15 protein-coding genes are annotated in these 14,388 nt (G+C 38.7%); 11 read left to right on the top strand and 4 right to left on the bottom strand.

Going from position 1 to position 14,388, the window contains the following annotated elements; genetic code table 11:
- Positions 1-12: 12 nt before the first annotated feature.
- Together rpoN and E4O07_RS08905 are read left to right on the top strand one after the other, a co-directional pair.
- Entirely contained in the window at positions 13-1,404 is a 1,392-nt protein-coding gene (rpoN, locus tag E4O07_RS08910) for an RNA polymerase factor sigma-54 (RefSeq protein WP_253685098.1), read from the top strand.
- 31 nt (positions 1,405-1,435) lie between these two features.
- Positions 1,436-2,077: an MBL fold metallo-hydrolase gene (locus E4O07_RS08905; protein WP_253685097.1), complete on the top strand. Its 642-nt coding sequence runs from the start codon at positions 1,436-1,438 to the stop codon at positions 2,075-2,077.
- A gap of 28 nt (positions 2,078-2,105) precedes the next feature.
- On the opposite strand, the gene amrS is transcribed toward E4O07_RS08905, so the two are convergent.
- The 3 genes from amrS to E4O07_RS08890 form a co-directional block, all read right to left on the bottom strand.
- Positions 2,106-2,993, bottom strand: a complete 888-nt coding sequence (gene amrS / locus E4O07_RS08900) for an AmmeMemoRadiSam system radical SAM enzyme (RefSeq protein ID WP_253685096.1) — start codon at positions 2,991-2,993, stop codon at positions 2,106-2,108.
- A gap of 15 nt (positions 2,994-3,008) precedes the next feature.
- Entirely contained in the window at positions 3,009-4,118 is a 1,110-nt protein-coding gene (locus E4O07_RS08895; protein WP_253685095.1) for an L-threonine 3-dehydrogenase, read from the bottom strand.
- Positions 4,119-4,282: 164 nt separating this feature from the next.
- Entirely contained in the window at positions 4,283-5,986 is a 1,704-nt protein-coding gene (locus E4O07_RS08890) for a hypothetical protein (RefSeq protein ID WP_253685094.1), read from the bottom strand.
- Positions 5,987-6,280: 294 nt separating this feature from the next.
- Here E4O07_RS08890 and rpmH point away from each other — a divergent pair, with 294 nt between their 5' ends.
- The 9 genes from rpmH (at position 6,281) to cbiB (ending at position 13,740) form a co-directional block, all read left to right on the top strand.
- A complete protein-coding gene (gene rpmH / locus E4O07_RS08885) occupies positions 6,281-6,436 on the top strand; it encodes a 50S ribosomal protein L34 (protein WP_044979600.1) in 156 nt (51 codons plus the stop codon).
- A gap of 13 nt (positions 6,437-6,449) precedes the next feature.
- Entirely contained in the window at positions 6,450-6,806 is a 357-nt protein-coding gene (gene rnpA, locus E4O07_RS08880; RefSeq protein ID WP_253685093.1) for a ribonuclease P protein component, read from the top strand.
- Entirely contained in the window at positions 6,803-7,024 is a 222-nt protein-coding gene (gene yidD / locus E4O07_RS08875) for a membrane protein insertion efficiency factor YidD (RefSeq protein WP_253685092.1), read from the top strand. Before rnpA ends, yidD begins: the two co-directional genes overlap by 4 nt.
- Before the next feature lie 39 nt (positions 7,025-7,063).
- The gene (gene yidC / locus E4O07_RS08870; protein WP_253685091.1) at positions 7,064-8,818 is read left to right on the top strand and encodes a membrane protein insertase YidC; all 1,755 of its coding nucleotides are present in this window, start codon (positions 7,064-7,066) and stop codon (positions 8,816-8,818) included.
- 24 nt (positions 8,819-8,842) lie between these two features.
- Positions 8,843-9,553 (top strand): RNA-binding cell elongation regulator Jag/EloR, encoded by a 711-nt coding sequence (gene jag / locus E4O07_RS08865; protein WP_253685090.1) that lies wholly within the window; start codon positions 8,843-8,845, stop codon positions 9,551-9,553.
- Positions 9,554-9,610: 57 nt separating this feature from the next.
- On the top strand, positions 9,611-10,453 hold the full coding sequence (locus E4O07_RS08860; protein ID WP_253685089.1) for a DUF6675 family protein: 843 nt from the start codon (positions 9,611-9,613) through the stop codon (positions 10,451-10,453).
- A 26-nt stretch (positions 10,454-10,479) separates the two neighbouring features.
- Positions 10,480-11,559 (top strand): peptidylprolyl isomerase, encoded by a 1,080-nt coding sequence (locus E4O07_RS08855; protein WP_253685088.1) that lies wholly within the window; start codon positions 10,480-10,482, stop codon positions 11,557-11,559.
- 10 nt (positions 11,560-11,569) lie between these two features.
- Entirely contained in the window at positions 11,570-12,586 is a 1,017-nt protein-coding gene (locus tag E4O07_RS08850) for a hypothetical protein (protein ID WP_253685087.1), read from the top strand.
- Between the two features lie 80 nt (positions 12,587-12,666).
- Entirely contained in the window at positions 12,667-13,740 is a 1,074-nt protein-coding gene (gene cbiB, locus E4O07_RS08845; protein ID WP_253685086.1) for an adenosylcobinamide-phosphate synthase CbiB, read from the top strand.
- On the opposite strand, the gene E4O07_RS08840 is transcribed toward cbiB, so the two are convergent.
- Positions 13,699-14,301, bottom strand: coding sequence for an ATP-dependent Clp protease proteolytic subunit (locus E4O07_RS08840; protein ID WP_253685085.1), 603 nt, complete (start codon positions 14,299-14,301; stop codon positions 13,699-13,701). The genes cbiB and E4O07_RS08840 overlap by 42 nt on opposite strands.
- Between the last annotated feature and the right edge of the window lie 87 nt (positions 14,302-14,388).

Genomic DNA, 14,388 nt, shown 5'->3' with positions numbered 1-14,388 from the left:
GTAAAAAAATAAATGTTATTAAAGCAAAGGCAGCAGCAGATTCTATCTCAAAAAATGGTGATGAGCCAGCAGATGTTAAATGCTGTTGCCCTGCTTAGTCTATCGAGCGAAGAGCTTCAAGAAGAGGTAATAAAGGAAGTAAAACGGAATCCGGCCCTTATTTTTAAGACCTCTTCGCGAGTGAGTGCCGCATCTTCGGAAGAAGGGGATAAGCACCAAAGTTTTTTGGAGAGCATCGAAGATGATTCCCACAAGACCTTGCAGGCTCATCTCATTGAACAGGCCGGAGAATCGATTGCAGACGAGTATGTCTTAGATGCGGCAATGCTCATCATTCAAAATTTGGATCATAACGGTTTTTATTGGGTTCCTCTTGAAGAGCTCTTTGCCGATCTTCTTACCGAAAAAAAAATAACGCATACAGAAATAAAAAAAGCTCTTAATATTGTCAGGAGGCTTGAACCCATAGGCTGTGCCTGTTCCGGCTTTAAAGAATCCCTTATTGTACAGGCCGGAATCCTTTGCGAGTCTCCCAAAACTCACGAAATCCTTGACATTTATAAAAACATACATTCCCTTTGCGTAAAGATAATAAAGGAACATTACGAAGTTCTTTCCTTTATTTCCGATTTAAAACTTTTTATAAAAAAACTTGCTCAAAAAAAAATCATTATAGATTTTGAAACTGCGGAAGAACTTGCAGAATTGATAAGGTCCTTAAACCCTAAGCCCGGCCTTGCTTATTCCCGCGGAACGGACGGCGAAAAATTTATTACGCCCATAGCCGAAATAAAACGGGAAGGAAATGAATTTAAGATTATAATCAATGACGAAGAAATTCCCGCCCTTGAAATTTCGCCCGAATATGAAAGGATAAAAAATTCCGGTTCAAAGGAAGAAAGGAAAGAGGCTTCAGACTTTTTAAACAAGGCCTCTCTTTTTATGAGCGTACTTGCCTACCGCAATCAGACCATACTCAAGGTTTTAACTGCCTTGGTCAATTTTCAAGAAGCCTTTTTTTTAGGCCGCCCGTGTAAACCTTCTTCCGGAGGAGAAAACGAAAAGATGCAGCCCGGCTACTTAAAGCCCTTAAAACAAATCGACATTGCGGAAATTGTTGGCTTGAGCCCTTCTACCGTTTCGAGAGTTTCAAACCAAAAATATATAAGATGCGAATGGGGGCTTTTTGAAATTAAGGACCTCTTTTCGCCTGAAGTGAGCAGCGGGCTATCAAAAGACTATGTAGAAAAGGCCATAAGAGAAATCATCGAATCCGATACCGAAAAAAAAACCGATGCCCGCATTTCTCAAATTTTAAAGGAACGCGGAATCGATATTGCCGTAAGAACGGTCAACAAGTACCGCAAAGAAATAGGACTTCCTTCATCTTATCATCGCAATTGACATTTTTCTCGAATTGCCGTATAAAAAAGATATGGAAATTACGGAGATCTATACCGGCCCGCTTTTTGTAAAGACCTGGGCTCTTCCCTTAGACAAAAAAACGGTTCTCCTCGTTGATCCGGGCGGCACGGATGAGGAATTGATGGATTACCTAAAAAGTAAAAATGCCGAAAGACTCGAAATAATGCTAACCCACGGACATTTTGACCATGTGGGCGGCGTACCCGAACTTATGCAAAAATATCCGGGTTCTTCTTTATGGATCCACCCTGCGGATGCGGGTTATCTGGGGCAAAACGGAAAGGAAAAACACATTGCTTGTTTTAGCCAAATCCGCGCCGAAAGATATATAAAGGCTTTAAAATACGACTTTCCCGAGCCGACAGGCTTTTTAAAAGACGGAGACCTTGTAAACGGTTTTAAGGTTTTACACACTCCCGGGCATACCGAAGGTTCGGTTTGTTTTTGGAATGAAGAAGCAAAGGTGCTCTTTTCGGGCGATACCCTTTTTTACCGCTCCCACGGAAGAACAGACCTTTTAGGCGGGGACGATCAAAAAATAAAGGCTTCACTGAAATTCCTTTTAAAGCTCCCTGATGAAACTACCGTCTATCCCGGGCACGGCTCAAATACCTCGATAGGGGCTGAAAGGGTATGGATAGAAAAGATTTAGAGCCGGTTTTTAAGTGCTCAAGAATCGATTAAATGTTCCCCGGATAAACATATTTTAAATTTCTTTGAGCTATCTTACACAGGTGCCTGATTGTTTCGGGTCTTGTGGGCCTTTTATCCTTCATCTTGTAGGCAGGGTAGAAGGCCGAAATATGTAAGGGGATATCGGGCCTTATTTTTGAAAGCATTTGAGAGAGGGCTTCCATTTCCTCATCGCCGCTGTTAAAGCCTTCGATTACCAAGCAGGTAACTTCTACATGAACTTTTGAGGCCGCACTTCGGATCGTTTTTATTACGGGCTTTATTTTTCCCTTGCAGATTTCGGTGTAAAATTGAGGGGAAAAAGATTTTAAGTCGATATTCATTGCGTCAACCATAGGGAGGATTCCGTTTAAGGGTTCTTCTTCGATAAAGCCGTTTGTTACGAGGACGGTTTTTAAGTCTTTTTCTTTTGCAATCGGAAGCACATCCTTAACATACTCATACCAAACCGTAGGCTCGTTATAAGTAAAAGCTATGCCTATGGAGGGAGTTTTTAAAACGGCCCTAATCAGTTCTTCGGGGCTGACCGTATCTGTGTTTTTTTCTGTTTTTTCTTCCGGCGGAGCGGAATGAACAAGGGAATGGTTTTGGCAAAATCGGCAGTCAAAATTGCAGCCGAAGGTTCCTACCGAGAAGATATAGGAAGAAGGATAAAAATGATAGAGAGGCTTTTTCTCGATCGGGTCGAGGGCGGCCCCCAAAACCTTGCCGTAGTTTAAGGCATAGAGTTTTCCGTCTATGTTTTTTCGGCTAAGGCATAGGGAAAGCCGGCCCTCTTTTATAAGACATCTATGAGGGCATAAAAGGCAGCGTATTTTATCGTCTTCATTTTTTAAAATTGAAGATTCTTTTTTCCAAAATTCCGCTTCTTTCATAGCCCTCTTAAAAACTTACTTCTTTTTTGCAGTTGTTTTGGCGGTTTTGGCTGCCGGCTTTTTAGCGGCTGTTTTAGAAGTCTTTTCTGCAGGTTTGGCAGGCTTTTTAGCGGCAGGAGCCTTAGCGCTGCTTACCTTTATTGCAGAAGGTTTTGCATTGGGGAGCTCAATGCCGAGTTTTTCGCTCAATTTTTCGAGCATATCCTTTGTCATGCTTTCAAGGTTGTACTTGGGCTTCCATCCCCATTCTTTTTTGGCGCAAGAATCATCGAGGGAGTTAGGCCAAGAATTTGCTATAGCCTGACGAACAGGGTCTACCTCATAGCTCATCTTAAATTTGGGAATATGCTTTTTGATTTCGGCAGCGATTGTTTCGGGAGCAAAGCTCATAGCCGTGATATTAAAGGCATTTCTGTGCTTTAATTTTTTAGGATCGGCTTCAAGAAGTTTAAAGATGGCGTTTAGGGCATCGGGCATGTACATCATGTCCATGAGGGTTCCCTTTTTGATAAAGGATGTATAGGCTCCATTCTTTAAGGCCTCATAATAGATATGAACTGCATAGTCGGTGGTTCCTCCGCCGGGGAGGGCCTCATAGGAAATAAGGCCGGGGAAGCGTACGCCCCTTGTATCTACGCCGAATTTTTGGTGGTAATAATCGCACAAAAGTTCTCCCGCAACCTTTGTAACGCCGTACATTGAGGTCGGCCTTTGAATCGTATCCTGCGGAGTTTTATCGGCAGGGGTTGAGGGGCCGAAGGCTGCTATTGAGCTTGGTACAAAAAGAGAATATTTTTGTTCTCTTGCGAGTTCCAACATATTGTGTAAACCTGTAAGGTTAATTTGATAGGCTAATTGGGGATTTTTTTCTGCTACGGCTGAAAGAAGGGCCGCAAGGTGGATTATCGTGTTGACCTTATATTTTTTGCAAACCTCAAGAGTTTTTTTGCCGTCAAGGACATCGAGCTTTTCAAAGGGACCGCTTCCGATAACCTTGGGTACATCTTTTTTTTCGATATCGGAAGCTATAACATTGTCGTTTCCGTACTCTTTTCTTAAAAACATAACCAATTCACTTCCGATCTGTCCGAGTGAACCGGTAACCAAAATTTTTCTTTTAGTCATACTATCTCCTTTTTTTTGCAGTATGTATTCCTGCCAAAAAATCTATTTTTAATTTTATCATATTTTTATTTTATGTACTAGATGTTAAAAAGCCTGCTTTTAAGAAAAACTTAAAAGCAGGCTTTAATTTTTTTAATTTATAGATAATATTTAACTATAAAACATTATAAGGAATGTCCTCTAAAAGTTAATGTTGACTCAGCTGTTCCTCCTGAGGTAACTTTTACTCTTATAGTACCATTTTTGTTATCGGTAATTGTTGCAGTTATTTGTTCTCCGGGATTATCTTCTCGGCTGCCGTTGAAGGTATAGTCTGGACCGCTTCCTGTGATTGTGCCTCTGTAGTGCTTGTGATTATAGTGCCCTCCTTGATCTTCTTGTATTGATAAATCGCTTTTGATTATTCCATTAGGTAATTTCCTTGCATACATATCGGAAATCCAAGAGGTTTCAGAAGATGCCGGATGATAATCCCAATGCCCTCTATTTTCATACCAAGCTTTTGAAGGATTGTAAACTTCGGTTGTTCCAAAGTAGAGCTTGCCTTCCGAGTCTTTTCTTATAGAGTAAGAATAGGTGTGAGGTTCTTTGGCTTCTTTTATCTGTTGAGCGGCTTGTTGTTGAAATTGTTTTTTAAATTCAGCTAATATATCCTCCGTTGATGCATTTTCAGGTAATCCTACACTCATAGCTATTTCTTTTTTTTCTTCTATAAGTACGGCTTTTATTTTCTCTGTTTGTTCTTGAGGGGAAAGAGCTGTAAATTCATTATATTCCATATCAAGGGCGTCTTTTAGGAATTCGTTAAAAAATTCTTCATCAGTGTATCCTGACATATCTTCATGAGAAAAGTTTTTAAGAACTTCTTTTGTCTCCGCGATACTTATAGTGGGTTTACTCAAAAGAGCATCAATGCCTTCCAACTGATTTTTTAGAGCAGTAATATTCATGTCTGTCATAAGACTATAGTATTCTTCAATGGTAATCCATGTGCCTTCAGGTGAAAAAGCAGATGTCAGTCTTACGGTAATTTGTTTATTTGTGTCATCTAATGTGTATGAGTACAGATTACCTCTTAAAAGCTTATCATCCTGAAATTCTTTTATAGTTATACCGTTTTGTGTAAACTCATAAACTTTTTTATCGTTCGGACCATTGTTAATTTCAATCTTTACAACAGGTAAAACTGTAACTTCAAATTTTTTTGATTTTCCGTTTACTGTTGCTTTAAGTTTAACTTTACGTTCTACAATATCAAACGCAATTAGGGCCTTTGGATTTGTTCCTGAGTTTTCAATTTTTATGATATTTTCATTTTCAGTTGACCAAGTAATTGCTGTGCTCTCTGTATTTTTTAATTCTTTAGGTAGATCAAAATCGTCGCTTACCGTTGTGGGAATAGTTAAGGTATTGAAATAGTCATCTTCTGTGGGGGTATCTCCGCTTTTAAATACTTTTACGGTAAAATCCCTTGATTTTGAAATACCGTTTTTTGTTAGGGTAATAGTAATTTTTACATCTGCGGTTTCCGTAGGTAATGCTTTGACCTTCAACTGATTAGGTGCTTCATATTCGATAAGTTCGATGTTATTTGAAGCTATGTCAGCCCTTACCTCGGGTACTGAGGGTAAATTGGAAATTGTAATACTTTCAGAGGCAGCGGTAATAATAGTTTTATCTAAACTTATTTTTCCTAAAAGTGCTGTCAACTCGGTTTCCTCTGCACTGACGGCTGGCGGGGTTAGCGTTCCTCCCGAATTGCTGCCGCTTGAGGGTCCTGTTCCAGTAGGACAAGCTGTAACCAAAAATACGGCACTTAAAACTAAAATTAAAAGTGCGGCCATTGAAACAAAATTCTTATGTTTCATAAAAACTCCTTGCTCTGCATTCTGCAGGATTATGATTTTATGAGCTTTCACACTTTTACATAAATCCGTTTAGAAAACAGCCTTATTGCAAAATATGAAAACTCTCTTCCATTATACCCCCCCCCCGAAAAAGTCAATACTACGATATTTTAAAATATTAAGAATATTCAGCACTCTTGACTTTTATCCCCTTAATTGATATAATCCTCAATCTTTAATGTGTATTATCCTTAACGGGATTGTATTGAAATCTTTGAATGGAAACCCCATTCTACAATATAAGGAGTCTAGTTTATGAAACGGACATATCAACCAAGTAAAACAAAACGGGTTCGACGCTTCGGATTCCGTGCACTTATGAAAACAAAGGGCGGACGTGCTATCTTAAGCCGCCGCAGAGCAAAGGGCAGACGCAAGCTTTCAGCTTCCGACGAAAAAAAACCGTTCTAATTTTCTCTCTTAAGTGAGTAATTTTACATTTTCCGGAGAAGAACGGTTAAAAGATCGATCACGTATTAAGGCTGTATTTCAAAAAGGCCTTAAACTGAGCTTAAAAGGAGTGAGTTTGTTCATTCTGCCTAATGGATTGGAGTACAATCGATTTTTATGTACTTTTCGACGAGGTTTCGGTTCCGCAGTGATGCGGAACAGGTCTCGGAGAATATCAAAAGAGGCCTATAGGCATATAAAACATAGGTTAAAAACGGGAAACGATTTTATCCTGCTGGTTTTTTCAGAGAAGGACTCTTACTCTCTCCGTTTAGAACAACTTACCACCCTCTTTTCAGAAGCAAAAATGTATAATGATGAGGCTTTATGAGAAAACTTTTAGTAAGTTTTTTGTGTGCTTGTATAATCTTTTATCAAAAGGCTATTTCTCCTCATTTTCCGCCTGCATGCAGGTATGAACCTACCTGTTCTCAGTATGCCATCGAAAGTATAAAAAAATACGGCCCGTTTAAAGGTACCGGTATGGCTTTACTTAGGATTTTGAGGTGTAATCCTTTTTTTAAGGGAGGGTACGACCCTGTTCCATAATGATGATTAACCTGTAGGGTTAAAATTTAGGAGTTAGAATTGAAAAAAAATACCGTATTGGCTGTTGTGCTATCAATGCTTGTTCTTGGAGGCTGGATGTATATTCAGCAAAAATATTTCCCCGCCGAGTATAATGTTCCCCAAAAACCTGTTGCAAAGGATCAGGGGCAAAATGCTGCTTCACCTGAAAATACCTTTCAATCATCTTCAAATCAAATTTCAAGTTTGATGATTGAAGCTGCTGCAGATTCCGTTTTTCCTTCCAGAGAGGAAACCTATGTAGTCGAAACCGATATTATCAGAGCTGTTTTTACAAACAAGGGCGGCGACATTATTTCTTATAAATTGAAAGAACATGCTTCAGCCGGAAGCGACGAGCGTGTCGAAATGATAGATAATGTTACCGAAAAAAATAGAGCTCTTTCTCTTGCCTTTGGCGGGCCTGAGGCTCAGGCTGTGGATCTTCTTTTTAATGTAAAAGAAGACAAGCTTGAAGACGGAAGAAAGCAGATCGGCTTTTATAGAGATATAAAGATAAAAAATGCAGACGGCTCGGAATCCGTGTTTACGCTTGCAAAACGCTACACCTTTATTCCCGGCGATTATATGTTCACCCTGGAGGTAACTATCGACGGAAAAGACGGAATGAGAGGTTTGGCCTTTGGTGACAGCGCCTATACTTTGAGGAGCGCTCCCCAGATAGGTCCTGAATGGGATAAGGTAAACGATAAGTATGAATACAGGGCTCTTTCTTATTTTGCAAATGAAAAGAAAAGAGAAGATAGAGGCATTACCGATGGGAAAACAAAGGCTGTAAACGATTTGGCTTCATGGGTAAGCGTTTCAGGTAAGTACTTTTCCTTTATAGTTATCCCTAAAGATCCGATTCAAAAAATGTTCTTTTCAGGTATAAAACAAGACGGTGCAAAGCTTCACAATTCGCAGTTTTTTATTTCAAGGCAGCCGATTGTGGGGAATGCAGCCTATGATCAATACAGGGTTTATATAGGTCCGAGTTCCGAAAAGATATTAAATTCTTATAATTCTCCGGCCGCAAATAATTACGGTTATGAAAATTTAAGAATAGACGGGCTTGCCGCTTCAACCGGTTTTTTAGCTCCCTTGGAAAGAGTTTTAAAATTCATTATGGAAATTTTTTATAAAATTATTCCTAACTGGGGTGTTGCCCTCCTTTTGCTTACTCTTTTTATGCGCATTATCTTTTTCCCGCTGACCAAAAAAAGTTCACAAGCAACAAAACGTATGCAGGAGCTTCAGCCTCAGATTAATGAGCTGCAGCAGAAGTATAAGAATAATCCGCAAAAGCTCAACGCAGAGATGGTCAAGTTCTATAAAGAAGCAGGTTATAATCCGGCATCCGGCTGTCTTCCTCTTCTTATTCAGCTTCCCTTCTTGTTTGCAATGTTCGGATTATTCAATAACTATTTTGAATTCCGAGGAGCCAGCTTTATTCCCGGCTGGATACCGGATCTCTCTTTAGGAGACAGTATTTTGAAATTCGGCTTTACTATTCCGTTTTTAAATTGGACGGATTTGAGATTGCTGCCCATCATTTACACAGGGTCTCAACTTCTGCACGGTAAGTTGACACAAACACCGGGACAGTCTCAGCAAAATCCTTCTATGAAGATAATGCTTTATTTTATGCCGATTTTCTTTTTCTTCCTTTTTTATAATGCACCTTCGGGACTCTTATTGTTCTGGACTTTTTCCAATATTTTGATGCTTTTACAGCAGCTTATAATAAATAAGTCCATGAAGCACAAAGAATAATTATTTTGATACTAGGAGATAGATATGATATATGAATTTGAAGGAAAGACAGAGCGTGAAGCTATCGATATTGCGGTAGCCAAGCTCGGTCTCGAAAAAGATCAGTTTGATGTTGAAATTTTGGAAATTCAAAAAAATTCTTTGTTTAAGAAAGGCCATGCAAAGATACGGGTACATGTTGATGAGTCTTTACGGGCTAACATGAGAAATAATTCCGAACAGTCTGAAGATGATCAAAAACTTGAAGAAGATAATGATTTAAGAACTGCCGAAGATATTTCTGAAGGAGCCGAAAAAACAAGACTCTTTATTCAGACCCTTGTTGAAAAGATAGGTTATGATTCTTCCGTTTCATTAATTGCTTGCGACAAAAAGCATTTTGCTTATAGGATTAACTCTAAAGATGCCGCCATGCTTATAGGTAAGAAGGGTAAAAATCTTGACTCTATACAGCTATTGGCAAATGTATATGCCGGAGTTATCGGTCATGCAGGTGCACGCGTATCGGTAGATTGTGAAAGCTATAGAATGAGGAGGGAAGAGCTTCTTATCCGTATGGCCTATGATGTTGCCGATAAGGTGCGCATGACAAAGAAATCTCAGCTTTTGGAACCTCTTAACCCTTATGAACGCAGAATTATACACACAACCCTAAATGCCGTAAATGATATTGAAACCAAAAGCGAGGGAAGTGGTTTATATAAACAGGTTCGCGTGTTCTACAAAGGTATATAAGTATAGCAGGTGGGCTCAATGCCTCGTAGAGGTAATCATGAATTTTAGGAGATTTTTATGAAAAAAATTAAAACGCTGTTCATTTTTTTTGCAGTCTGCCTGTTTCCGATTTTTTCAAACAATGATGTAGATACACGTAGTATTGAAAAAAGACTCTCAGATATCCTTGATCCAAAGATAGCTTCCGAGCTTATTCAAAAAAAAGAAATAATTAAGCTCAAATATGGAGCTTCAAATATGAAACCCGAAATGCAGCCTGTTTCAGCTCTTTCGGAAAAAATGTCGCCTTTATTGTCGAAAAATAAACCCGCTTTTTTGGGCGAATTTATATCTTTGTATAAAAAAGAAGGTCCAAATAAGCCTGATGTGTCCAAAATATTGCGTCATATTTCGGGACTTGAAGGTATTGAATACTTTTCAAACAGTATGCAGGAGATGAGGCCCCTTTATTTGACTTCCCATGCAGTAAAAGAAGTAAAAACTTCGAGCGGTGTTGTTTATGAACGTATAGACGATCCTTTAAATGAGGAATTTGACGGTTTGCAAATTTTTGCCCGTCAAATCGATGCAACCTTTGGAGATTTTATTTATAAATACCGATATTTAAAACAAGATAAGGGTTTCGGTATGATATGTGTAAATACCCAGAAGATCACTCATCCCGATGTGCGTCTTATAGCCCTTCAGCCTGATGCAATGGCCTTGTCTTTGGCTGTATATGATCTTGACGATTATATTCTAATACATTGTTTAAGTACCGCAAAATTTCCTACAATACCCTTTATAGGCGGCAGGATAAAAAGAGCTTTTTCGTCGAGGTTAATGGCTGTGTATAATTGGTTTATGGATGAATATAAATGTGCCGAGCAAGGTATTGAATATAGTACCAAAAAAAAATAATTCTGATAATTTAGGAAATAATGAAAATGAAAAAACTTTGGATCATGGTTATAGCAATTGTGTTTATGATTTTAGTTGCCGGAACGGCTGCTGCTATTATAATAACAAATTCTAACTCAGAAAAAGGAGATAAAAATATGAGTAGTTTAAAGGATATAGAAGCTTTAAAAGAAGATGGTCTCTATGCGGCTATAGATACGGATAAGGGCTTGATTGTTCTAAAGCTTTTTTACAAAGAGACTCCATTAACGGTCTGCAATTTTGTAGGATTGGCAGAAGGAACTCTTGATGCTGCAAAGGGAAAACCCTTTTATGACGGTCTAACTTTCCACAGAGTAATAGCAAATTTTATGATTCAGGGCGGCGATCCTACCGGAACAGGTTCGGGAGGTCCCGGTTATAGATTCCCTGATGAAATTGTTGAAAGTTTAAAACATGACGGCCCGGGTGTTTTATCGATGGCTAATGCAGGCCCCGGTACTAACGGTTCTCAGTTTTTTATTACCCATGTTGAAACTCCTTGGCTTGACGGTAAGCACACCGTTTTTGGACGGGTTGTTGAAGGTCAAAATGTTGTAGATGCAGTTCAACAAGGCGATAAAATGAAAACGATCAAAATTATAAGAACCGGCGATGAGGCAAAATCTTTTAAAGCTGATCAAGAAGCTTTTTACAAGTATCTTGCAGCAACTAAGGAAAGTGAAAAGCGCAGAGCAGAGGCCCTTGTAAAGAAAATGGAAGATCTTATTAAAACTAAGTATCCTCCTGCAAAGCCGGATGATGACGGGGTATATTCCTTTGTTATAAAACAAGGTAAGGGAGATACCCCAAAGCAGGGACAAACTTTAAAAATGAAATATAAGGGCTCTCTTTTAGAAAATGGAAAAGTCTTTGATGATTCAGATATGCACAAACCCTTAGATTTCCCCGTAGGAGTAGGGCAGGTTATACCGGGCTTCGACTCTCAAGCTTCTAAGATGAAACTTGGAGAAAAAAGGATCATCATTATTCCGCCGCATCTTGCCTATGGTGAAGCCGGTGCAGGCGGAGTTATACCTCCCAATGCCTATTTGGTTTTTGAACTTGAATTATTGAATATAAAATAAGGAGTTATTTATGAGAGTAAATTTTATTAAAAAAGCTGTTTTATTATTGTGTGTTTCACTATTTGTTTTTGTGTCTTGTGCAAAAGAAAATGTAAGTGAAAAATCCGATCCTGTAAAAACTGAAAAAACAGATGATGTATCAAAAGAACCCTCTAAAGAAACTGAGGTAGATTTAAAAGTAGAGGGTGTTATCTATGTTCATCGTGCAGGGCTTTATACCGAGACCGAGGACGGTAAAATGAAATGGACGGCAGAAGCTTCATTGGGAGATAAAGCCTTATATCTCGGAGAAAAAAAAGAAGCTCAAAGAACTGATGGACAAAAGCGTGTATTCTTTCATATTTCTTTAAAAGATAAAGAATATTGGATTCAAGACTATTGCTATGAGCCGAATACAGTGCCGGCCTTTATTTCTTCTACAGATACGGTCCTATACAAATCGGATTCTTTAACGGCAGTCACAGATGAAATCATACCTCAATATTTTATTGTTGCTGTTTATAAAGATAGCCTAAACACTAAATTCGTAAAAATTGCAGCATATTGTCCTGAGTTGATAACATCGTGGATAGTAAAGGAAAAGTATTTAAAACGGGAAACTGTTGAGCTTGAAACGCCGAGTGTCGATGCTATGGTTCTTGCGCAAATTGCAATGGAAACTCAAAGTGAAACAAGCAGAGCCGAGCTTTTTCAAAACGCTATTGAAATGAATTCCAGATATAGTGATGATATAGCAATTTTACAAAATCTTGCTCAAGTGATGGATGCTGAGACTGCTTTTTTAAAGAAGCTTGAAGCCGAAAAAGTTGACAAAAAATTTACAGCAAAACAAGATATTGATCTTTTAAGTATTCCTACTGTAGACGGAGATGTAAGGATATTGGCATCTGTAAAGGCCGACACCATTCTTTCTGCTGTAAAGAAGGTTGTCATTGCTGAAAGTGACGGCTCTCAAACAGAATGGTACTATGTACAAAACAAGCAAAAAAAAGGCTGGATTCAGGCTTCATACCTTCAAGAAAAATAATTTGTTTTTGTTTATAAAAAAACCGTCTTGGCTTTAAAAAGGCAGGACGGTTTTGTTTTAGATTAGCGTCATAAGTTAAAATGAATTTTAATTTTTTTAATCTTTCCGATTTTATTTTTTCGCATCTTAATTTTTTTGTTCTATTTTTTGCAATTATTCTTGATTTTATCTTGGGCGACCCTTATTCTTTTCCTCATCCTGTAAAATCTATTGGGAGCTTGATAAAAAAAGAAGAAGCCCTTGCCCGTTTTTGTTTTAGGTCTCATAGAGGTTTAAAGTTTGCAGGACTTTTAATAGTTGTTTTCAATCTTGGTTTTACTTTTTACCTTGTCTTTTTCTTTTTAAAATTATTATATCCTTACAAGGTTTTATACCTTATTTTTGCCGTGTGGGTCAGCTATACCTGCCTTGCAGCCAGATGCCTTCAAAAAGAATCTATAAAAGTTTTTAAGGCTCTTCGGATAAGTCTTGAAGAAGGCAGAAGGCAGATTGCGAATATTGTAGGGAGAGATACGGAGTCTTTGGATAAAAAGGGTGTTAGCCGTGCCTGTGTTGAAACCATTGCCGAGAATACAAGCGACGGTGTTATAGCCCCATTGTTTTTTATGATGCTTTTAGGTCCTGCAGGAGGAATTGCCTATAAGGCTGTAAATACTATGGATTCTATGCTCGGTTATAAAAATGAAAAATATGCCGACTTAGGTTTTTTTCCGGCAAAGATTGACGACCTTGTAAACTATCTTCCGGCCCGACTTTCGGCCTTGCTCATTCTTGCAGGTTCTTTTTTTTGTAAACTGCGAGAGCAGGGGCAAGACGGCTCACAAAAGAAAGCTTCAAGCAAAATAATGTCAAAACTAGCTGTAATAAAAACGGGTTTTAAGATTTGGCGGCGGGATTGCAGAAAGCACTCAAGCCCTAATTCCGCTCATCCTGAAAGTGCTGCTGCAGGGCTTTTAGGTTTGAGGCTAGGCGGCCCGAATTATTACGGCGGAGTTCTTGTCGATAAACCGTTTATAGGGGATGAGTTTTTTGAAATTGAAGATGAGGATATAAAAAGATGCATACAGTTAATGTATGCATCCGAGCTTCTTCTGTTTGGGCTTTATGCGCTATTACTTTTCAGGGATATCTTTTCGGTTTTTAGCTATTTTTGAAATAAGACCATATTCTACGGATTCTTCGGCATTTAGCCAACAATCCCTGTCGGTATCCTTTGCAACCTTTTTTTCATCAGTACCTGTTTCTTCTGCGATGAGCTTATTGATTTTGACTCTCATCTTTTCAAGTTCTTTAGCGTGTATTTCAATTTCGGTTGCAACGCCTTTTATGCCTGATAGGGGCTGATGGATGAGGTAGTGGCTGTTAGGCATTCCGAAACGGCGTTCCTTGCTTGCTGCAAGAAGGATGATAGAGGCGGCACTGGCAACAAGGCCCATGCCTATTGTGTATACCGGAGCCTTGATAAATCTTATCATATCGAAGATTGCAAAGCCTGCATCGGCATCTCCTCCGGGAGAATCGATATAAATGTATATAGGCTTTGTTGCAGAAAGGGATTCCATGAGCAAAAGCTGGCGTACAATTTTTTCGGAAAGTTCTTTATTTATTTCTCCTGCCAAAATTATCTGGCGTGTATTAAGAAATTTTTGCATCAAAGCATCATTATCGTCAGTTTTATTTTTTTTGTTTTCGCTTGTTTCATTTATAAAGTTCATGTAAGCTCCTAAAATTTTTTCGTTTACGAAAACTAATATACAAAAAATTTAAACTATTGTACAGGGGTATGCTTTGCCGATTTTTGC

It is taken from the genome of Treponema sp. OMZ 798, assembly GCF_024181385.1.
Lineage (GTDB): Bacteria > Spirochaetota > Spirochaetia > Treponematales > Treponemataceae > Treponema_B.
Note: the sequence above shows the minus strand (reverse complement) of the source record. Positions and strands in the feature narration are given on the sequence as shown.